Below are 20,495 nucleotides of genomic sequence, written 5' to 3' on the forward strand. Positions count from 1 at the left end.
TCAGGCCTCCACGTAGACGTCGGTATAGAGCTCGGACGGATCGGGTTCCGGGCTCTCTTGGGCGAATTGAACAGCTTCGGCGACGATCGCCTTGATTTCGTTATCGATGACCTTGAGCTCCTCTTCGGTCGCCTTGGCGGCCGACAGCAGCATCTTCAGATGATCGATCGGGTCGCGGGTCTTCTTGACCTCGTCGACCTCTTCCTTGGTGCGGTATTTCGCCGGATCGGACATCGAGTGACCGCGATAGCGATAGGTCTTCACCTCCAGGATGAAGGGGCCGCCGCCTTCGCGGGCGCGCTTCACCGCGCGGGCCGTGGCGTCGCGCACAGCAAGCACGTCCATGCCGTCCACCTGCTCGCCCGGAATGCCGAAGCTGGCGCCGCGCTGGTACAGTTCGGTCGTCGAGGACGAGCGTTCGATGCTCGTGCCCATGGCGTACTGGTTGTTTTCGATGATGTAGATGGCCGGCAGCTTCCACAGCTGCGCCATGTTGAAGCTCTCGTACACCTGACCCTGGTTCGAGGCGCCGTCGCCGAAATAGACGAAGGCCACCGAATCGTCGCCGCGATACTTGCCGGCGAAGGCCAGGCCGGTGCCCAGCGCCACCTGGGCGCCGACGATGCCGTGACCGCCGTAGAAGCCGGTCGGCACGTCGAACATGTGCATCGATCCGCCCTTGCCCTTGGACGAGCCGCCGCTGCGGCCGGTCAACTCGGCCATGACTTCCTTCGGATCCATGCCGGCGGCCAGCATGTGGCCGTGGTCACGGTAGCCGGTGATGATCTTGTCGTGGCCCTGTTTGACGCTCTCCTGAACGCCCACCGCCACGGCCTCCTGGCCGATGTACAGGTGGCAGAAGCCGCCGATCAGACCCATGCCGTACAGCTGGCCCGCGCGCTCCTCGAAGCGGCGGATCAGAACCATCTCGCGATAGAAGCGAAGCAGGTCTTCCTTGGACGCCGTCGGCGTATTGGGCAGTTTGTGAGGCGTGGTCGTCTGAGCGGATTTGGCTGGGGCTTTCGCCATCCGGTATCTCCCGGCTAGGCGTCGAAAAGCGACGCCTTCTTATCGTTACGGAAGGGGGCTTTAGCAGCCTTCCTTCCCGGAACGCAAAGGGGTGCGGGCCGGGCTGTAACAATAGTTCAAGTGGCTGGGGCGGCTTCAGCCCTGCTCGGCCGGCGCCGAGACGCGGATCACATAGTCCCGGGGGTCGGAGAAGCCCAGCACGGCGCGTGCCCGTTCCTCCAGCAGATCGCGCGACAGACTGTCGGTGCGCAGATATCGAACCCGGGTCTCCAGGTCGCGCCGCTGTTCCGTCAGATGCGCCAACTGATCTTCGCGTTGACCCAGCAACGCATCGCGCGAGGCGCCGCTCAGCAACCCGCGCTCACCCGTCAAAGCCTGCACGCCGAGATAGGCGAGCAACAGCAGCAGGGCACAGGATACGCGGTAAGGTTTCATCCGTTCGGGCACTAAAGACGCTCCTTCTGAGCGCGAGAACACAGTTCATGAACCGTGCCAGAAAATGCCTAACGAAATGTAGCTTGACCGTAAGAAAGTCGGCGAAGAACGCTGATTCTCCGCCGACAATTCCGATGCTTACTTCAACAGCATGCCGTCGCCGAAATAGACGCCCTGGTCACCCAGCATCTCTTCGATGCGCAGCAGCTGGTTGTATTTGGCCACCCGGTCCGAACGGGCCAGCGAGCCGGTCTTGATCTGTCCGCAGTTGGTGGCGACGGCCAGGTCGGCGATGGTGGAATCCTCGGTCTCGCCCGAACGGTGGCTCATCACGGCGGTGTAGCCGGCGCGTTGGGCCATATCGACCGCATCCAGCGTTTCGGAAAGCGTGCCGATCTGATTGACCTTGATCAGGATCGAGTTGGCCAGCCCCTCGCCGATGCCGGCCGCCAGACGCGCCGGATTGGTCACGAACAGATCGTCGCCGACCAGCTGGACCCGGTCGCCCAGACGCTCGGTCAGCAGGCGCCAGCCATCGAAATCATCCTCGGCCATGCCATCCTCGATCGATACGATGGGGAAGCGTTCGCACAGATCAACCAGATAGGCGGCCATGCCGTCGGCGTCGACGGTCTTGCCCTCGCCGGCCATGACGTATTTGCCGTCCTTGAAGAACTCGGTCGAGGCGACGTCCAGACCCAGATGGAAGTCCTCGCCCGCCAGATAGCCGGCGGCCTGCCCCGCCTTGGTGATGAAGCTCAGCGCCTCTTCGGCCGAGGCCAGATTGGGGGCGAATCCGCCCTCGTCGCCGACGTTGGTGTTGTGGCCGGCGTCCTTCAACTGCTTCTTCAGCGCGTGGAAGATTTCCGTACCCATCCGCAGGGCGTCGGTGAAGGTTTCCGCGCCGGTCGGCAGAATCATGAACTCCTGGATGTCGATGGGATTGTCGGCGTGGGCGCCGCCGTTGATGATGTTCATCATCGGCGTCGGCAGGACGCGGGCCGAGACCCCGCCGATATAGCGATACAGCGGCAGCCCCGACGAAATGGCGCTGGCCTTCGCCGCCGCCAGCGACACGCCCAGGATGGCGTTGGCGCCCAGACGGCCCTTGTTGGGCGTGCCGTCCAGTTCGATCATCGCCTCGTCCAGGCGGCGCTGGTCTTCGGCGTCCATGCCCGACAGAGCGTCGAAGATTTCGCCGTTCACGGCGTCGACGGCCTTCTGAACGCCCTTGCCGCCCCAGACTTCCTTGTCGCCGTCGCGCAGTTCCACGGCCTCGTGCGCCCCGGTGGACGCGCCCGAGGGCACCGCGGCGCGGCCGAACGAGCCGTCGTCCAGAATCACATCCACTTCGACCGTCGGGTTGCCCCGGCTGTCGAGGATCTGGCGGGCGACGATGTCGGCGATGTCGGTCATGGCTCGGCTCTTTGGCTCAAGGCGGAAGTGAAGTCAGACGGGTTTAGCCGCCCGTCCGTGAAAGGCCAATGCCGCCGTGCGCCGTCAGGTCAGGAACAGCCCTCGACCAGTTGGATCGACGGATCGCCCGCGTGGATAGCCATGACCTTGCCATCCGTTCCGATCTCATAACGGACGCCGCGCGCCGACGGATCTGTGACATAGTTTGTGGAGCCGCCACGGGCCCAGGCGAACAGGTCCTCGCCTGGCGCGGGCTGATATTTGTGGGGCTGGGCGAAGATCGCACCGCCATAGGCCTGCTTCACCGCCATGGCCGTATCGCCCAGGCCGAAGCCCCGGTCGGTCTTGATCTTGGCGTCGCGCATCAGGGTGATTCGCGTCAGCTTGCCATCCTGAATCATGACGTTGATCCCCTGCGGCGCGCGGACGGGATGGAACTGATCGCAGACCTCGGGCTCCGCGCCGCCGACGGCGTTCGGGTTGGCCCGGTCGCCCCAGGCTGCGACCAGATCGGTCTTGCTCATGCCGATCCGCGCGCTCCCCAGACCTTCGGCGGTCAAGATGTGGGGATCGGCGGCAGGTGTCGCGGCTGGAGACGTCTCTGCCGGCGTCATCGCGACCGGGGTCGCGTCAGACGGCGCCTCTCCAGTCCGCCGGTCATCACGTCCGCAGGCGGCGAGGGTCAAAAGCGCGCAGGCGCTGACGGCGGTGAGACGAATCATCATGCGGTGATCTCCAGTAGAAGCTTCACCGCGCACAACGCACGAAAACGGCGCGCGGATCACCGCGCGCCGCAAATTCTCGCTCGACCCTAAGGGCCGACGTCCGTGAAAGACCTAGTCTTCCTTGGGCGTGATGACCTGACGACCACGATAGGTGCCGGTCTTCAGGTCGATGTGGTGCGGGCGCTTCAGCTCGCCCGTGTCCTTGTCCTCGACGTAGACGTTCGAGGTCAGGGCGTCGTGGGCGCGGCGCATGTTGCGACGCGAGGGGGATACTTTGCGCTTCGGAACGGCCATGTCCGTCTCAATCTTCTAAGTCGGGCGCCGCCCAGAGCCTAAGCCTGTCTGGCGCGAAAACGATAGCGGCGGCCCCCAACCCTCATCAGAGGTATCAGAGCCGCCACGCGAGGCGCGGCTTATGCATGAACCGCGCGACGATTTCAAGGCGTTTAAGCAGGCGTCAGACGACGCACGATCCTGGCCGGATTGCCGACCACAACGACATCTGACGGCACGTCCCTGGTGACCACCGCGCCGGCCCCGATGACCGACCGATCGCCAATGGTCACGCCGGCCAGAACGATGCCCCCTCCGCCGATCCATACATCGTCGCCGATCACGATGGGCCGCGCCGTCTCCTTGCCCCGGCGGGCGACCGCATCCAGCGGATGCTCGGGCGTCAGCAGTTGAACGCCCGGCCCGGCCTGGAAGTTGTCGCCGATTCGAATCTCCGCGCAGTCCAGAAAAACGCAGTTGGCGTTGGCGAAGGCCCGCGAACCCAGATGGATATTGACGCCATAGTCGCAGAAGAAGCCCGGCATGATGACAGCCTTGCCGTCGGCGGCGTTGACCAGTCGGTTGACCAGGGCGCTGCGACGGTCGCGATCCGGTTCGGCGTTGATGGCGACGGTCAGGCCCACGGCGCGGGCGCGACCGTCCCGCAGGTCCGCATCGCCCGGATCATAGGGCAGGCCCGCCAGCATCTTCTCGCGTTCGGTCATTGGGTCTCCGTCAGAGTGTCGGCCACGGCCTCGCCGATGGCGAGGGAACTGGTCAGGCCGGGACTTTCGATGCCGAACAGGGCCATCAGGCCGTCGATGCCGTGATGCTCGCGCCCATGCAGCTGAAAGTCCGGCTGCGGCTCGCCCGGACCATGCAGCTTGGGTCTGATGCCCGCATAGTCCGGCGTCAGGGCGCCATGGGGCAGGCCGGGCCAGAAACGACGGATGTAACGCGCGAACTCAGCGGCCTTGGCCGGATCGACCGAATAGTCTTCGACCTCGACATAGGCCAGATCGGGGCCGAACACCCCCTGCCCGCCCAGGTCCTTGCGGTAGTGGGTGCCCAGGGCGCCGGGGATGGGCGGCGGATAGATCAGCCTATCGAACGGCGCCTTGCCCATCAGCCGGAAATAGACGCCCTTGCCGAAATGGCCGACGGGAATGTCCTGGGCTGGATAGCCCTCGATGCACGCCGCGACGGCCTGCGCCGACAGGCCGGGCGCGGTGATCAGAAGGCGGCTGGTGACGGTCATCGCCCCCTCCCCGCCGACGCGGACGGAGAACCCGCCGCCCGACATCGGCTCGGCGCCCTCGAACGGGGCGGATGTCACGACCGACCCGCCCGCATCCTCGATCTCGCCCTGCAGGGCCAGCATATAGCCGTGACTGTCGAAAAGACCGCTTTCTGGCGACAGGATGGCGGCGTGGGCGTTCAGTTCCGACTCCAACGCCCGCGCCTGGGCGCCTGTCAGATGCGCCAGCCCCTCCACGCCGTTCGCCGTCGCCTGTTCGAAGATGGCTTCGATCCGTCCGACCTCGGCCTCCTCGGTGGCCACGACCAGCTTGCCGCATTTCCAATGGTCGATCTTGCGACTGGCCAGGAAGTCATACAGCGTCCGCCGCCCCTTGACGCAGAACTTCGCCTTTAAGGAGCCGGTCGGATAATAAAGCCCGCCGTGGATCACCTCGGAATTGCGCGAGGAGACTCCCTGACCGATTTGGCCTTCCTTCTCCAGCACCAGCACCGTCAGGCCGCGCTTCGACAACGCCCGACCGCAGGCCAGGCCCACAGCCCCGGCGCCCACGACAGTCGCGTCGAAATCGAAGTCTTTCAGCAAAACGCAGCCATCTTTGTACTCACGAACAGCGACAGCGGCCACAAGGGCAGGATCGCAAAACCCCACCATGCGCGCGGCTCGTTACGAACGACGAATGCTCTCCACCCATTTATGAGCACGCCGATTATTGCGATCGGCAAAGTCAATGCGCTCATGATGAAGAGGTGTGCCGGCCATCCTGCACATGAATCACTCGCCATTCCGGACATGGCCGCGAACAGCAACAGCATGGGAGAGGCGAGAACGAAGGCGCAGGTCGACAAAACAAGAACCGTGAGCAGAACCCAGCTGCGACGCTTGTACAACACGGGCCTCGACATCGACATCGCGCGTCCTCAGCGAAACCGTCTAGCGGCTTCGCTTTCGAAACACCCTATCAGCTTTTCAACGGCATGGTCGAAGTTGGCCGACAGCATCAGGTCCAGCATTCGCGACTTGAAGGCGAAGTCGATCATGAACTCCAGCCGGGTCCCCTCGGGATGCGGGAAGAACTCCCAGCGGTTCTTCAGGTGTTTGAACGGCCCGCGCAGCAGGCCGACCTCGACCTTCGGCGCATTGCGGTCGTGCCGGACCCAGGTCGAGAACCGCTCTTTCAGCACCGCGAAGCCGACGCCTGCCTCGGCGTCCACCACGGTCACGCCGTCGCCCTCGACCCGGTCGTTCCAGACGCGCATCGATGTGACCCAGGGCACGAAATCGGGATAGGCCCGCACATCGGCCACCAGATCGGCCAGCTGTTCGGGCGCATAGGGCAATATGCGCGTGACGCGATGGACAGCCATTCCAAGCTTAACGCTTCAGCTGCGCCTCGCGCGCGGCCTTCAGCCGGGCGAAGTCGTCGCCGGCATGGTGCGACGAGCGCGTCAGCGGCGACGAGGACACCATCAGGAACCCCTTGGCGCGGGCGATCGCCTCATAGGCCTTGAACTCTTCCGGCGTGACGAAACGGTCGATGGCGGCGTGTTTGCGCGTCGGCTGCAGGTATTGGCCGATGGTGATGAAATCGACGCCGGCGGACCGCATGTCGTCCATCACCTGCATGACCTCTTCCTTGGTCTCGCCCAGGCCGACCATGATGCCGGACTTGGTGAACTGCTCGGGGTCGCGTTCCTTGACCATCTGCAGCAGGCGCAGCGAGTGGAAGTAACGCGCGCCCGGCCGGATCTTCAGATACAGGCGCGGAACGGTCTCCAGGTTGTGGTTGAAGACGTCCGGCTTGGCGTCGATCATCACGGCGGCCGCCCCATCCTTCCTCAGGAAGTCGGGCGTCAGGATCTCGATGGTGGTGTTCGGCGCCTGAATGCGAATCTGGCGCACGACCTCGGCGAAGTGGGCGGCGCCGCCGTCGGCGACGTCATCGCGGTCGACCGAGGTGATGACGACGTGGTTCAGGCCCATCTGCTGAACCGCCAGGCCTACCTTGCCGGGTTCGTCCGGGTCCAGCGGCTGCGGCAGACCGGTCTTGACGTTGCAGAAAGCGCAGGCCCGCGTGCAGGTGTCGCCCATGATCATCAGCGTGGCGTGCTTCTGGCTCCAGCACTCGCCTATGTTCGGGCAGGCCGCCTCTTCGCAGACCGTGACCAGCCCCTTGGAGCGGACGATGTCTTTGGTGGCGTTGTATTGACCCGAACCGGGCGCCTTGACCCGCAGCCAGTCGGGCTTCTTCAGAACCACGGATTCCGGCCGGTTCTGCTTTTCTGGGTGACGCAGCTCCGACGGCTTGCGCTGCAGGGTGTCGATCAGGGTGACCATGGCCGGTATTTCGGCTTTCCGCGCCCGGAAGGCAAGGCACAGCCGGTTACAGACCGCGACCTTACGGGAACTCACGCGACGTTACGCATCTTTTCAAGAAGACGCGGGGTCATTAATGACAGACGCCGGAAAAACAGCGAGGGCTTCTTGCGCCCTCCATAGGAGACGCGCTTGCGCCAGGCCCTGGATCCGTCGCTTTACGAAGAAACCCTGATCGACGCCTTGATCGAGGCGCGCGCACGGTTCGGCGACAAGGAAATCCTTGAAGACCAGGACCGTCATCCCCTGACCTATACCGGCCTGATCCGCGCGGCCTTCGTGCTGGGCCGCAAGATCGCGCAGATGACCGAACGGGACGAACGGGTCGCCATCCTGCTGCCGTCGTCGATGGGGGTGGTGGTCACCTTCTTTGGTCTGCACGCCCACGGCCGCGTGCCCGTGATGCTGAACTTCACCGCCGGCGAGGCCAATCTGAAGGCGGCCATCAAGGCGTCGGGCGTCAGGAAGGTGCTGACCGCCAAGCGCTTCGTCGACCAGGCCAAGCTGGACGATCTGATCGTGGAGCTGAAGACGGTCGCCGACGTCGTCTGGCTGGACGATGTGCGAAAGACCATCGGCCTGGCCGACAAGCTGTATGGCCTGGCCGCCGGCGCCGCGCCCAAGCGGTTCCGCGTCAGGACCGACCCGGATTCGCCGGGCGTCGTCCTGTTCACCTCGGGCAGTTTCGGCACGCCCAAGGGGGTGGTGCTGAGCCAGAAGAACCTGGTCGCCAATGCCCGTCAGGTCGCGGCTCACATCGACCTCGATCCGTCCTGGGTCATGTTCAACCCCCTGCCGACCTTCCACTGTTTCGGCCTGACCGGCGGCGTCATCCTGCCGCTGCTGCAAGGGCTGAAGGCGTTCCAATATCCCTCGCCGCTCCACGCCAAACAGATCACAGACCTGCTGCCCCAGGTGAACGCCTCGATCCTGTTTGCGACCGACACCTTCCTGAGCCAGTACGCCCGCGTCGCCGAACCGAACGATTTCGCCACGCTGAAGTTCGCCGTCGCCGGCGCCGAGAAGGTGCGCGAGGAGACCCGCACCCTGTTCAACACCAAGTTCGGCGGCGTCGAACTTCTGGAAGGTTATGGCGCGACCGAGGCCTCGCCCGTCATCGCCGTCAACCACCCGGACCGCAACGCGCCGGGGACCGTGGGCCAGATGCTGCCGGGCATTGACTGGAAGCTGGAGCCGGTCGAGGGGATCGAGGGCGGCGGCCGCCTGTTCCTGAAGGGTCCGAACGTCATGAGCGGCTATGTGACTTCGGCCGAGCCGCTGGCCTGGGATGCGGTCGGCGACGACTGGCTGGACACCGGCGACATCGTGGACGTGGACGCCGAGGGCTATGTCACCATCAAGGGGCGCGCCAAACGTTTCGCCAAGATCGGCGGCGAGATGGTGTCCCTGACCGCGGTCGAGGGCATAGCCGGCGCGGTCTGGCCCGAGCGTCGCCACGCCGTCGTCGCCATTCCCGACAGCCGCAAGGGCGAGAAACTGGTGCTGGTGACGGACCACGACACGGCCGAGGTCGCGCCCTTGGCCGAATGGGCCCGCACCAACGGCGCGCCGGAACTGATCGTGCCCAAGAAGATCGTCAAGGTCGCCGAGGTGCCCGTCCTGGGCACCGGCAAGACCGACTATGTCGCCATCCAGAAGATGGTCGAGGCGGAAAAGGCGGTCTGATCGGGCCGCCTCTGGGCGTCAGCCGATCCGCACGCCGGTCATCGAGATTGAACCGCCGTCGATGTGGTCCTTGAAGAAGCTGACGGGCTCGCCCGGCTGCTGCTGGGCGGCGATATAGAGGACCGGCAGATAGTGTTCGTCGGTCGGCACGCTCAGTTGCGCGTCTTCGGCCAGGCCCACCCAATTGATCAGGGCGTCGTGGTCTCCCCGTTCGAACGCCGCCTTCACCGCCCCATTGAAGCCGGTCGCCCAGGCATAGGGCTCGGCCCCGCCCTCGCGCTTCCAGGTGCGCAGATTGTGCACGAAGTCGCCCGATCCGGCGATCACGATCCCCTCGTCCCGCAGCGGCGTCAGTGTCCTGGCCAGATCGTAATGCTGGCGCGCCGTCAGATCGCGATCCAGCGACAGTTGCACCACCGGCACGTCGGCCTCCGGCCAGACGTGGCACAGCACCGACCAGGTTCCGTGATCCAGACCCCACTGTTGGGTCTGGACCGCGCCGGTCAGCGCCGACACTCGGGCCGCCAGTTCGGGCGATCCGGGCGCCGGATACTGCATCTCATGCAGTTCACGCGGGAAGTTGCCGAAATCGTGGATGGTTTCAGGCTTGTCCTGCGCCGTGACGCCCAGCCCGCGCGTCTCCCAATGGGCGGAGATCATCACCACGCCCCGGGGCTTGCCGATGGCCTCACCCAGGTGGCGCCAGGCGGCCCCATAGGGACCGCCCAACGCATTCATGGGCGAACCGTGGCCGAAGAAGACGGCGGGCTGGCGCATGGGGTCAGCCGTGCAGCTTCTTGGCCAGTTCGGCGATGTGCTTGCCCTGGAAGCGCGCGCCGCCCAGGTCGATGTCGCTGGGCTGACGCGAGCCGTCGCCGCCGGTGATGGTCGAGGCGCCATAGGGCGAACCGCCGTGGATCGCATCCAGCGTCATCTGCGCCTGATAGGAATAGGGCAGACCGACCACCGGCATCCCGTGGTGCATGAAGAAGTTGTGCAGCCCCTGGAAGGTGGTTTCCTGGCCGCCGTGCTGGGTCGCCGTGGCCGTGAAGGCGCCGCCGATCTTGCCGATCAGCGCGCCCGAGAACCACAGGCCGCCGGCCTGGTCCAGGAAGGCGCGCATCTGCGAGGCGGCCGAGCCGAAACGGGTGCCGGCGCCGATGATGATGGCGTCATAGTCCTTCAGGTCGTCGATCTTGGCGACCGGCGCCTTCTGATCCAGCTTGTAGTGCGAGGCCTTGGCCAGTTCTTCCGGCACGGTTTCCGGTACGCGCTTGATGTCGACCACCGCGCCTTCGACCTCGCGCGCGCCTTCGGCGACGGCTTCGGCCATGGTTTCCAGGTGGCCATAGGTCGAATGATAGAGGACCAGAATTTTCGGCATCGGGGAGAGGCTCCATTGAATGACAGGGGCCGTTATTTGCAACAACGACCGTTGCTAACTTGGCGCGTCATCCGGCTTGGCGCAAGTCCCAGGCTCGGTTTCCGGCTCGAACGGACACACGGCCGCGTAGAAGTCCGCCGATCCCGGCGCGACGCGGCCGCCCTGGCGATGAAAGCGATGCTCCATCACCATGGCCTGCTGCTCGATGTTCAGGTCGTCCCAGCGACAGGTCGCGACCGCTTCATAGGCGTAGGAGGCGGCCGTGTCGCCGGCCTTCAGCTTGGCCCACAGCAGATTGACGCCCTGCTGCGCCTGCCAGACGTGGGTCAGTTCGTGGATCAGCACGCCCTGCGCGCGCACCGACACGGCGGTGAAATCCGCGATCAGGTCCCGTTGCGGCCAGACGATCCAGTCGCGCCCGAACCAGCGCCCGGCCACGAAGGCGCGCCGGAACGGCCATCCGATCAGCCGGACGGTGTCCAGCCGCAGCGCGGCGCCGAACGCCTCGCGCGCCAGCGCCGCCTCGGCCTGCGTCAGGGCGCGAATGAAGAATCCCACGGCCGCACATACTCCCAATGCCACGGTTCATAGACGTAGGGGACGAATCCGAATCGACCCGCATTCTCGACCAGCCAGCGATAGGTCGCCGTCCGCGCCATATATTCGCGGCTGGCCGGGGTTGTAGAGTCGACACCCAGCCCCGGCGCCTGACCGACGTACAGATCGACCGCCGTTCCGGTGCGATGCGGCGAACAGACGGCGCGGCGCAGGCCATCGCAGTTGCCCTGCTGGGCGCAGCGCGCCGCATCCGCCTCAGGATCGCGGAAGCCCGAGAAGATCTGCAGCAGTTCGGGGTCGGCCGCGACCTCTGGAGCCTCGGCGCGGGCGGCGGCGACCAGCCGGCGATAGGCGTCCAGCACGTCGCGCCGCAACAGCCGCGTCAGCCGGTCGGCGTGTTCCTCTTCCGCGACCAGATAGCCCAGTTGGTTGATCGGCGGCGGCTCGGGGCACAGGCCGCCGACGCGCGCCATCACGAACGGCCGCCGCTCCTGCCACAGACCGCGAAACACCTGAAAGGTCGCGGCGTCCAAGAGGCCGGTCGGCGCCAGCCCGTGCGTCTGCTGGAACCCCGCCAATTGCGAGGCGAAGATCGGCGTGCCCGCCCCGCAGCGCGTGTGAAGCTCCTGCTGGATCAGCGGCAGATAGGGCCGCCACCCCCATTCCATCGCCCCGAACGGCGTCCAGGGCATGGCGTAGGCCGCCTCGGCATTGGCCAGACCTTGCGCGCGCCAGACGTCGGCGTTGGTGTGGCAAGGCCCCGCCGCCCTGGCCTGCCCGGCGAAGAGCGTTCCCAGGACCAGACCAAACAGGGCGAACAGGCGAAGCGACATGACCTCAGAAGGCCCCAAGCCGGCCGTGAAGTCCACCATACCGCTGACGCGCCAAAGCTGCGATGGTGCAGGAGGTCCGACTCATCCGGGCCGTTTCGGACCCTCTTTCATGACCGCCCGATCCGCGCCCGCCCGCGCCACGCCCCGCCGCTCCAACGCCGTTCTGGCCGCCTTCTCCGGCCCCTGCCTGCCCCTGGCGGCCTTCGGCGTGGCCCTGCCCGTCACCCTGCCCGAGTTCTACGCCACCTTCGTCGGGCTGGAGCTGGGCGTGGTGGCGACCGTCTTCATGGCGGTGCGCCTGATCGACATCGTCTTCGACCCCTTCATCGGCTGGGGCATGGATCGGACCAGGACCCGGTTCGGGCGCTATCGTCCGTGGATGGCGCTGTCGACGCCCATGCTGATGCTGGCCGCCTATATGATGTTCGTCGTGGTTCAGCCGGGCGCGCCGCCTATCTACCTGTTCGGCTGGCTGCTGTTTCTCTATCTCGGCTTTTCCATCGGCACCCTGGGCCAGTTGGGCTGGGCCGCCGTCCTGGCGCCGCAGTACGATCAACGTAGCCGCGTCTATGGCTGGTGGCAGGTGTTCAACATCATCGGCGTGGTGTTGATCCTGGTGCTGCCGACCGTGGTGGTTCAGACGGGGATCGGGACCTATGCCGACGGCGTGCGGATCATGGGCTGGGCCATCGTGATCGCCCTGCCCGTCACAATCGGCCTAGCCATGGTCGCCGTGCCCGAGCCGGTCACGACCGGCGGCCAGCCGCACGGCAGCCTGGGCGCCTATCTCAGCCTGTTCAAAAAGCCGGTGGTCAGAAAGCTGCTGCTGTCGGACCTGCTGCTGGGCGTGGCCCCGGGCATCACCGGCTCGTTGCTGTTCTTCTTCTTCGGCCAGATCAAGGGCTACGATCACACCCAGGCCGGGCTGTTCATGCTGTTCTATTTCGTCGCAGGTCTGTGCGGTGCGCCCTTCTGGGCCTGGTATGCGACCCGCGTCGGCAAGGATCGCGGCCTGGCGGCGGCCAGCGTGGTGTCCGCCGTCCTCTACGTCGGCGCGACCCTGGTTCCGGGCGGCAACTTCGTCTTGACGGCGGTGGTCATGTTCATCGCCGGCCTGCCCTATGCGGCGGGCCTGTTCCTGACGCGCGCCATGATGGCCGACGCCGGCGACGAGGAGCGGTTCGAGACCGGCGTGGACCGCACCGGCCTGATGCTGTCGATCCTTTCGGCCACCACCAAGATCGGCCACGTCGTCGCCCTAGTGCCCTATCTGATCCTGCAGGGCGTCGGCTTCCGCGCCCTGCCTGGCCCGGCCGGCAACAGCGACCTGGCCCTGCTGACGCTGCAGATCCTGTTCATCGCCGTGCCGGGTGTTCTGCTGGTCCTGGCGGGCGTGGTGTTGAAGAACTATCCGCTGACCGCCAAACGCCACGACGAAATCCGCGCCGCTCTGGAAGCCCGAGACGCCGGGGCCAGGGTATGAGGCCGATCGACCGCCTGCTGGGCGTGATGGAACGACTGCGCGACCCGGACGGCGGCTGCCCCTGGGACGTGGAGCAGACCTTCGCCACCATCGCACCCTACACCATCGAGGAAGCCTATGAGGTCGCCGACGCCATCGAGCGCAACGATCTGACCGAACTGAAAGGCGAGCTTGGCGACCTGCTGTTCCAGGTCGTCTTCCACGCCCGGATGGCCGAAGAACAGGGGCTGTTCGCCTTCGACGACGTGGTCACAGCCATCGCCGACAAGCTGGAACGTCGCCACCCCCACGTCTTCGGCGACGAGGCCCAGCGGTCGTCCAGGGAACAGAACGTGGCCTGGGAGGTCATCAAGGCCGCCGAGCGCAAGGACCGCCAGAAGCCCGGCGTCCTGGACGATGTGCCCGTCGGCCTGCCCGCCCTGACCCGCGCCGCCAAGCTGACCAAACGCGCCGCTCGCGTCGGCTTCGACTGGCCCTCGACCGACGAGGTGTTCGACAAGCTGGCGGAAGAGGTCGAGGAGTTGCGTGTCGAGATCGCCGCCGGCGACCGGGCCAAGGCGCGCGAGGAGTTGGGCGACCTGCTGTTCGTCGTCGCCAACCTGGCCCGTAAGCTGGATGTCGAGCCCGAGGATGCGCTACGCGCCGCCAACGCCAAGTTCGTTCGCCGTTTCGGCTTCATCGAAGCGGCGTTGGCCAGCGAAGGCCGCACGCCCGACCAATCCACGCTCGAAGAGATGGATCGCCTCTGGGACGCCGCAAAGGTCTCGGAGAAGGCCGCGCTCCACAGCTGAACGGCCCCGCGTGACCTACGACCTGATCATATTCGACTACGACGGCGTCGTCGCCGACAGCGAGGTGCTGAACAGCACCGTCATGGCCGAACAGCTGACCGCCCTCGGCCTGCCGACCACACTGGACGAGGTGCTGGGCGCCTATATGGGCAAGCGCTGGCGCGACAATCGCCCGGCGGTCGAGGCCCGTTTGGGTCGCCCCTGCCCGGACGACTTTCATACCACCTGGTTCGCCACCTGCCGCCAGCGGGCGCCGCATCAGCTGACGCCCGTTCCCGGCATGATCGACTTCGCCTACGCCCGGCCAGAGGCGCGCTGCATCGCCTCGTCCAGCGGCCCGGACTGGATCGGCGTCGGACTGGATCTGTTCGGCCTGACCGATCATTTCGACGGCTCGGTCTTCACAGGCCTGGCGGTCGAGCGTGGCAAGCCGCACCCCGATCTTTTCTTGCACGCCGCCCGGACCATGGGCGTTGATCCAGCCCGCACCGTGGTCATAGAGGATTCCGAGGCGGGCGTCTCCGCTGGCGTCGCGGCGGGCATGACGGTGGTCGGCCTGCTGGCCGGCGGCCACGTGCGCGACGGCCATGCCCAGCGTCTGGCCGCGCGCGGCGCCCATCATCTGGCCCACAGCTACGCCGACGTGGCCGCCTTCATGGATCGCTGATCCCGATCAGGAGTAGCGCAGTTCCTGCAGGTCCACTTCGCGGATCAGCTTCTTGGCCGTCTCCTCGTCCAGTCGACGCAGGCGCGCCAGCCGCCCAAGTTCCTCGCGCTCGGCCGCCAGACCCGCCATCCGCAGATGCCGTTCAATGGCGTCGCTCAACCGCGCGGTCTCCACATCGTCCTCGTCGGTGCGGGTGCGGCTTTCGATCCGATGGCGGTACAGTTCCATGATCCGGCTGGCGACATCGGAATACAGGTCGGGATTGGCCTTGCCCTCGGCCATGGCGTGCGATGCATCCTCCACGGCGCGCAGGGCCGCGGAGGCCGCGGCGACCCGACCGCGATCCTCCTCGCGCTCATGCGAGGGTTCGGGCGGCAGCTCCACCCCCTTCAACAGGCGTGGCAAGGCGAAGGTCGCCACCAGCAGCGACACGATGATCACCGCCGCCGCCAGGAAGATGGCCAGGTTGCGCGACGGCATGGGCGATCCATCACCCAGCACGAACGGCAGCGTCAGAATGCCTGCAAGCGTGATCGCGCCCCGCACCCCCGCCAGCGACATCACCAGCGTCAGCCGCAAGCCCACGCGCGACGGCGGCTGGCGATTGCGGCGCCGATACAGGGTCAGCTTCAGCGAGGTCCAGACCCAGATGAACCGCAACGCCGCCAAGGCCGCCACAATGGCGATCACATAGACCGCCAGCCACCAGACCTCGGGCCGGCTTGTCCCGCGCACCACCTCGGCCGCGCGTGACAGGATCGACGGCATCTGTTCGCCCAGGATCACGAAGATGATGCCGTTGGCGACGAACTGCACCGTGTCCCACACCACGCTGCGCCGGATGCGGGTCATGGCCATGGACTGGCCGGGAATGCCGCCACGCTCGGTGAAGCTCATGGTGATGCCGGCGGCGACGGCGGCCAGAATGCCCGACGCCTCCAGCTCTTCGGCGATCAGATAGGCGGCGAACGGTATAAGCAGGCTGACCAGGATCTGCGCCCCGACATCCTCGCCCCAGCGCCGGCTGATGATGGTCTTGGCGTAGCTGATGGCCATGGCGCTGGCCACGCCGACCGCCACCCCGACAAGAGCCAGCCATAGGAAGGCGCCGATGGCGTTGCCGATGGAAAAGGCGCCCGTCGTCGCCGCGATCACCGCGATCCGCATACAGGTCAGGCCCGTCGCGTCGTTCAGCAGCGACTCGCCCTCCAGAATGTGCATCAGCCTTTTGGGGATGGGCGCGCGGGCGGCGATGGCCTGAACCGCGATGGGGTCGGTCGGCGACAGAATGGCCGCAAGCGCAAAGGCCACCGGCAACGGCATTTCCGGGATCATCCACCACAGCAGGAACCCGAGCCCCAGCACGGTGAACAGCACCAGGCCCAGCGCCAGTTCCAGGATCACCGCCCGGTCGCGGAACAGATCTTCCTTGGGGATGCGCCACCCGTCCAGGAACAGCAGCGGCGGCAGGAACAACAGGAAGAAGATGTCCGGTTCCAGATCGACCGTGGACCCGGTGATCAGCACCAGGGCGGCCCCCAGCGCGATTTGCACCAGCGGCAGGGCGATCCGGGTCATGCGCGCGATCGAACCCGACACCACGACAGCCACAAGCAGCAGCAGTATGGTTTCGATCAGATGCATTGGGACTTAACCGGCCAGATCGGGATACAGACGCTCGAATCGTCCAAGCGCCCCCGGATGCAGCCGCACCGTGACATGAGTGCGGCCAAGCTCATCCGTATCGCGCGTCGTCACCCGACCGTGTTCATACAGCCAGGCCAGCGCCTCTCCCTGATGCGGCGCCAGCGTCACCTGGGTTTCCGGGTCGTCGTCGATCAGGCCGGTGATTGCCTGGCGCAGAGGCTCGATCCCCTCGCCCGTCCAGGCGGACACGGCGACCGCCTCGCCTTCCTTGGCCAGGCGTTCGGCCTGACCCAGCACGGCCTCGCGCGTCTCGTCGTCCAGCAGGTCGATCTTGTTCCAGACCTCCAGCACCCGGCGGGTCTTGCCCTCGGGCGTCTCGATCTGTTTCAGCACCGCCTCGACGTCCTTGGCCTGGGCGTCGCTATCGGTGGAAGCGATGTCGCGAACGTGGAGGATCAGATCGGCTTCACCGACCTCTTCCAAAGTAGCGCGGAAGCTTTCGACCAGTTCGTGCGGCAGGTCAGAGATGAAGCCGACGGTGTCCGCCACGATGGCCGGGCGGCCCTGCGGCAGGCGGATCGTGCGCTGGGTCGTGTCCAGCGTCGCGAACAACAGGTCCTTGGCGAAGACCTCCGATCCCGTCAGCCGGTTGAACAGCGTCGACTTGCCCGCATTGGTGTATCCGACCAGGGCGATGGTCGGGAAAGGAACCTTCTGGCGCTGTTTGCGGTGCAGGCCGCGCGTGCGGCGCACCTCTTCCAACTCGGCCTTCAACCGCACGATCCGGTCGGCGATTAGGCGCCGGTCCAGTTCGATCTGGGTTTCGCCGGGGCCGCCGGTCGAGCCGGTGCCGCCGCGTTGCCGTTCAAGGTGGGTCCAGGTCCGCACCAGACGTGAACGCTCGTAATCCAGTCGCGCCAGTTCGACCTGCAGACGGCCTTCCTTCGTCCGCGCCCGGCGACCGAAGATTTCGAGGATCAGGCCGGTGCGGTCGATGACCTTCACCTCCCACGCCTTTTCCAGATTGCGCTGCTGAACCGGGGTCAGGGCGTCGTCGACGATGACCGCCTCGGCCTCAGCGGCGCGCACCAGGGCGGCCAGTTCCTCGACCTTGCCGGACCCGAACAAGGTCGCAGGCGTGGTCCCGCGCAGCCGCACGATCTCCTCGGCGCGCACGTCGAGATCCAGCGCGCGGGCGAGGCCCGCCGCTTCCTCAAGGCGCTCGCTCGCCAGCCGCGGGCTGTCGGAGCGTCGGTCGGGATGGAGGACGACCGCCCGGATCAGCGGGACGGCGTGGTCGATCAATTTTTGGGTCAATCAGTCTTCTTCGGCGTCGGGCTCGTACAGTTGCACGGGCGCGGACGGCATGATGGTGGAGATGGCGTGCTTGTACACCAGCTGGGACTGGCCATCGCGGCGCAGCAGCACACAGAAGTTGTCGAACCAGGTCACAATGCCCTGCAACTTGACCCCATTGACCAGGAATATGGTCAGCGGCGTCTTGGTCTTGCGGACCGAGTTGAGGAAGGTGTCCTGAAGGTTCTGGCGTTTGTCTTGCGACATGGCAGGTTTTTCCTGTTCTTCGTTGTTCGTCGCCGATTGACCGGCGCGGGGCCGATGCGGCCGGCCGCGACCTTAGCCGCCGGCCGCCCGCAGGGGCAACGGCCTAAATGGCCTCTCTGCGCGCCTGTTCAAGATAAACGTCGCGCAGACGCGTCGCGACCGGGCCCGGCTTGCCGTCGCTGATCGTCACGCCGTCCAGCGAAATCAGCGGCATGACGAAGGCGCTGGCGGCGGTGACGAACACCTCGCGCGCGCGTTTGGCCTCCTCGACCGAGAAGGGGCGTTCGTCCAGGGCGATGCCCTCGGCCGCGACCAGCTTCAGCACCGCTTCGCGAGTGATCCCGCGCAGAATATTGCCCTGGGTGTCGCGTGTGCGGAGACGGCCCTCTTCGTCGACGATCCACGCGTTGGTCGATGCGCCCTCGGTCACCAGACCCATATCATCGTACATCAGACATTCGTAGGCGCCGCGTTCGCGTGCGGCCTGTTTGGCCAGCACATTGGGCAGCAGTCCCACGGTCTTGATGTCGCAGCGGCCCCAGCGGATGTCGGGTTGTGTTACGCCCGCTGCGCCCTTCGCCGCCATCGCCTGGCCACGCGCACGGTCGACTGGCTTGGCCGTCACGATCACGCTGGGCGCCGCGTCGCTCGGAAAGGCATGGTCGCGCGCCGCCGTGCCCCGCGTAACCTGCAGATAGACGATGCCCTCGCGCACCAGATTGCGTCGAACCGTCTCGCGCAACACCAGACCCAGCGCCGCCGCCGTCATCGGGATCTCGATCTTCAGCGCCTCTAGGCTGCGGTTCAGCCGCGCCATATGGCCGTCGAAATCGGCCAGACGACCGTCCATCACCGACCAGACCTCATAGACCCCGTCGGCGAACTGAAACCCGCGATCCTCGATATGCACCACCGCCTGCCCATGCGGCCTATAGGCGCCGTTGACGTAGGCGACGCGCGACATCAGGCCGGTTCGTCCTCTTCCCCGCCCCGTGCAGGGGACACGCCTAGGGACTTCAACTTCCGGTGCAGGGCCGAACGCTCCATGCCGATGAAGGCGGCGGTGCGCGAGATATTGCCGCCGAACCGCATGATCTGGGCCGCCAGATATTCTCTCTCGAAAACCTCGCGCGCCTCGCGCAACGGCAGGGCGATGGTGCGCTCACCGCCCAGGTTCGCCCCCCCGCCGTTCGATGTCGCCACCTCCTGCGGCAGCATGTCAGCCGTGATCGTCTCAGCTGGATCGCCGGTCGCCAGGATCAGCAACCGTTCGATATTGTTGCGCAGTTGACGGATGTTGCCGGGCCAGGGATGAACCTGCAGCACCGCCACCGCATCGTCGCCGACGATCCGTCTAGGCAGGCCTTGAGAGGCGCTGATGGTGTCCACGAAATATTCCACCAGTTCGGCGATGTCCTCACGTCGCTCCGACAGGGCCGGCACGCGGATCGGCACCACGTTCAGGCGATGGAACAGGTCCTCGCGGAACCGCCCTTCGGCGATCTCCGACTTCAGGTCGCGCGAGGTCGAGGTCACGACGCGGACATCGACCTGCACATCCTGCTCGCCGCCGACGCGGCGGAACCGCTGATCGACCAGGACGCGCAGAATGCGGCTCTGGCTCTCGCGCGGCATGTCGCTGATCTCGTCCAGATACAGCGTCCCGTTGTGGGCGCGTTCGAACACGCCGATCTTGCGCGGCCGACCGTCCTGTCCCTCCTCGCCAAACAGCTCGACGTCCAGACGTTCCGGCGTCATGCCGGCGGCGGAAATGGCCACGAACTCGGCCCGCGCGCGCGGGCTGCCTTCATGAATCTGGCGCGCGACCAGCTCCTTGCCCGATCCGGCGGGGCCTGAGATCAGGACGCGGCTGTTGGCCTGGGCCACCTTGGCGATGGTGCTACGCAGCGCCTGAGCCGCCTGCGACCGGCCGATCAGGCCAGACGGCGTCATGGTCTGGGCGCGCAAGCGGCGGTTCTCGCGCTTCAGCGTCGCCGCCTCGATGGCGCGCTCCACCACCACCACCAATCGATCCGACTTGAACGGCTTTTCGATAAAGTCATAGGCCCCGCGCTTCAGCGCCGTCACCGCCGTCTCGATGTTGCCGTGTCCCGAAATCATAACCACGGGCAGGTCGGGGTCGAGTTCCTTGACCACCTCCAGCAACTCCAGCCCGTCCAGCCCCCCGCCCTGCATCCAGATATCCAGAATCGCCAGCGAGGGCTTCCTGGCCCGGATCGCGGCCAGGGCCTCGTCGGAGTTGGCCGCGACGCGCACCGCGTGGCCTTCGTCCTCTAGAAGGCCGGAGACCAGGTCGCGGATGTCGGCTTCGTCGTCGACGACCAGAATGTCGGAACCGGTAGGTCGCATC

General features: G+C 66.1%; 23 protein-coding genes. 4 read left to right on the plus strand and 19 right to left on the minus strand.

Going from position 1 to position 20,495, the window contains the following annotated elements:
• The 10 genes from pdhA to lipA form a co-directional block, all read right to left on the minus strand.
• A complete protein-coding gene (gene pdhA, locus KZX42_RS02340) occupies window positions 1-1,029 on the minus strand; it encodes a pyruvate dehydrogenase (acetyl-transferring) E1 component subunit alpha (RefSeq protein WP_248116712.1) in 1,029 nt (342 codons plus the stop codon).
• A gap of 135 nt (window positions 1,030-1,164) precedes the next feature.
• Window positions 1,165-1,476, minus strand: a complete 312-nt coding sequence (locus KZX42_RS02345; protein ID WP_248116714.1) for a septum formation initiator family protein — start codon at window positions 1,474-1,476, stop codon at window positions 1,165-1,167.
• A gap of 126 nt (window positions 1,477-1,602) precedes the next feature.
• Window positions 1,603-2,880, minus strand: coding sequence for a phosphopyruvate hydratase (eno, locus tag KZX42_RS02350; RefSeq protein ID WP_248116716.1), 1,278 nt, complete (start codon window positions 2,878-2,880; stop codon window positions 1,603-1,605).
• Between the two features lie 89 nt (window positions 2,881-2,969).
• On the minus strand, window positions 2,970-3,605 hold the full coding sequence (locus tag KZX42_RS02355; protein ID WP_248116718.1) for a hypothetical protein: 636 nt from the start codon (window positions 3,603-3,605) through the stop codon (window positions 2,970-2,972).
• A gap of 111 nt (window positions 3,606-3,716) precedes the next feature.
• Window positions 3,717-3,899, minus strand: coding sequence for a 50S ribosomal protein L32 (gene rpmF, locus KZX42_RS02360; RefSeq protein WP_026108365.1), 183 nt, complete (start codon window positions 3,897-3,899; stop codon window positions 3,717-3,719).
• A gap of 152 nt (window positions 3,900-4,051) precedes the next feature.
• Window positions 4,052-4,603, minus strand: coding sequence for a sugar O-acetyltransferase (locus KZX42_RS17195; protein ID WP_282438749.1), 552 nt, complete (start codon window positions 4,601-4,603; stop codon window positions 4,052-4,054).
• Window positions 4,600-5,721 (minus strand): NAD(P)/FAD-dependent oxidoreductase, encoded by a 1,122-nt coding sequence (locus tag KZX42_RS02375; RefSeq protein WP_248116720.1) that lies wholly within the window; start codon window positions 5,719-5,721, stop codon window positions 4,600-4,602. The genes KZX42_RS17195 and KZX42_RS02375 overlap by 4 nt, the downstream gene beginning before the upstream one ends.
• Window positions 5,715-6,047, minus strand: coding sequence for a hypothetical protein (locus KZX42_RS02380; protein ID WP_248116722.1), 333 nt, complete (start codon window positions 6,045-6,047; stop codon window positions 5,715-5,717). The genes KZX42_RS02375 and KZX42_RS02380 overlap by 7 nt, the downstream gene beginning before the upstream one ends.
• 9 nt (window positions 6,048-6,056) lie before the next feature.
• Window positions 6,057-6,503 carry a type II toxin-antitoxin system RatA family toxin gene (locus KZX42_RS02385; protein ID WP_248116724.1) on the minus strand — a complete coding sequence of 149 codons (447 nt, stop codon included), beginning with the start codon at window positions 6,501-6,503 and terminating at the stop codon, window positions 6,057-6,059.
• Between the two features lie 7 nt (window positions 6,504-6,510).
• Entirely contained in the window at window positions 6,511-7,473 is a 963-nt protein-coding gene (gene lipA / locus KZX42_RS02390; RefSeq protein ID WP_248116726.1) for a lipoyl synthase, read from the minus strand.
• Between the two features lie 171 nt (window positions 7,474-7,644).
• Here lipA and KZX42_RS02395 point away from each other — a divergent pair, with 171 nt between their 5' ends.
• Entirely contained in the window at window positions 7,645-9,198 is a 1,554-nt protein-coding gene (locus KZX42_RS02395) for an AMP-binding protein (protein WP_248116728.1), read from the plus strand.
• Between the two features lie 18 nt (window positions 9,199-9,216).
• Here the strand turns inward: KZX42_RS02395 and ygiD are convergent, their stop codons facing one another.
• From ygiD to KZX42_RS02415, 4 genes are read right to left on the minus strand one after another with little or no spacing between them, the layout of a single operon-like run.
• Complete coding sequence (gene ygiD, locus KZX42_RS02400; RefSeq protein ID WP_248116730.1) at window positions 9,217-9,975, minus strand: 4,5-DOPA dioxygenase extradiol; 759 nt, start codon at window positions 9,973-9,975, stop codon at window positions 9,217-9,219.
• A gap of 4 nt (window positions 9,976-9,979) precedes the next feature.
• Complete coding sequence (gene wrbA / locus KZX42_RS02405; protein WP_248116732.1) at window positions 9,980-10,582, minus strand: NAD(P)H:quinone oxidoreductase; 603 nt, start codon at window positions 10,580-10,582, stop codon at window positions 9,980-9,982.
• Between the two features lie 54 nt (window positions 10,583-10,636).
• The gene (locus tag KZX42_RS02410; protein ID WP_248116734.1) at window positions 10,637-11,140 is read right to left on the minus strand and encodes a hypothetical protein; all 504 of its coding nucleotides are present in this window, start codon (window positions 11,138-11,140) and stop codon (window positions 10,637-10,639) included.
• Window positions 11,116-11,973: a D-alanyl-D-alanine carboxypeptidase family protein gene (locus tag KZX42_RS02415; RefSeq protein WP_248116736.1), complete on the minus strand. Its 858-nt coding sequence runs from the start codon at window positions 11,971-11,973 to the stop codon at window positions 11,116-11,118. The genes KZX42_RS02410 and KZX42_RS02415 overlap by 25 nt, the downstream gene beginning before the upstream one ends.
• Before the next feature lie 109 nt (window positions 11,974-12,082).
• Here KZX42_RS02415 and KZX42_RS02420 point away from each other — a divergent pair, with 109 nt between their 5' ends.
• From KZX42_RS02420 to KZX42_RS02430, 3 genes are read left to right on the plus strand one after another with little or no spacing between them, the layout of a single operon-like run.
• Window positions 12,083-13,456 (plus strand): MFS transporter, encoded by a 1,374-nt coding sequence (locus KZX42_RS02420; protein ID WP_248116738.1) that lies wholly within the window; start codon window positions 12,083-12,085, stop codon window positions 13,454-13,456.
• Window positions 13,453-14,247 (plus strand): nucleoside triphosphate pyrophosphohydrolase, encoded by a 795-nt coding sequence (mazG, locus tag KZX42_RS02425; RefSeq protein ID WP_248116740.1) that lies wholly within the window; start codon window positions 13,453-13,455, stop codon window positions 14,245-14,247. Before KZX42_RS02420 ends, mazG begins: the two co-directional genes overlap by 4 nt.
• 10 nt (window positions 14,248-14,257) lie before the next feature.
• The gene (locus tag KZX42_RS02430) at window positions 14,258-14,914 is read left to right on the plus strand and encodes an HAD-IA family hydrolase (protein ID WP_248116742.1); all 657 of its coding nucleotides are present in this window, start codon (window positions 14,258-14,260) and stop codon (window positions 14,912-14,914) included.
• A 6-nt stretch (window positions 14,915-14,920) separates the two neighbouring features.
• On the opposite strand, the gene KZX42_RS02435 is transcribed toward KZX42_RS02430, so the two are convergent.
• The 5 genes from KZX42_RS02435 to KZX42_RS02455 all read right to left on the minus strand — a co-directional run bounded on the left by KZX42_RS02435 (window position 14,921) and on the right by KZX42_RS02455 (window position 20,494).
• A complete protein-coding gene (locus KZX42_RS02435) occupies window positions 14,921-16,558 on the minus strand; it encodes a Na+/H+ antiporter (RefSeq protein ID WP_248116744.1) in 1,638 nt (545 codons plus the stop codon).
• Between the two features lie 6 nt (window positions 16,559-16,564).
• The gene (hflX, locus tag KZX42_RS02440) at window positions 16,565-17,878 is read right to left on the minus strand and encodes a GTPase HflX (RefSeq protein WP_248116746.1); all 1,314 of its coding nucleotides are present in this window, start codon (window positions 17,876-17,878) and stop codon (window positions 16,565-16,567) included.
• Window positions 17,879-18,124 carry an RNA chaperone Hfq gene (gene hfq / locus KZX42_RS02445; protein ID WP_003164861.1) on the minus strand — a complete coding sequence of 82 codons (246 nt, stop codon included), beginning with the start codon at window positions 18,122-18,124 and terminating at the stop codon, window positions 17,879-17,881.
• 103 nt (window positions 18,125-18,227) lie between these two features.
• Window positions 18,228-19,088, minus strand: a complete 861-nt coding sequence (locus KZX42_RS02450; RefSeq protein WP_248116749.1) for a D-amino-acid transaminase — start codon at window positions 19,086-19,088, stop codon at window positions 18,228-18,230.
• On the minus strand, window positions 19,088-20,494 hold the full coding sequence (locus KZX42_RS02455) for a sigma-54 dependent transcriptional regulator (RefSeq protein ID WP_248116751.1): 1,407 nt from the start codon (window positions 20,492-20,494) through the stop codon (window positions 19,088-19,090). The genes KZX42_RS02450 and KZX42_RS02455 overlap by 1 nt, the downstream gene beginning before the upstream one ends.
• Window position 20,495: the final 1 nt, after the last annotated feature.

Origin of the sequence: Brevundimonas sp. EYE_349, from assembly GCF_023147505.1 — a bacterium.
Taxonomy (GTDB): Bacteria; Pseudomonadota; Alphaproteobacteria; order Caulobacterales; family Caulobacteraceae; genus Brevundimonas.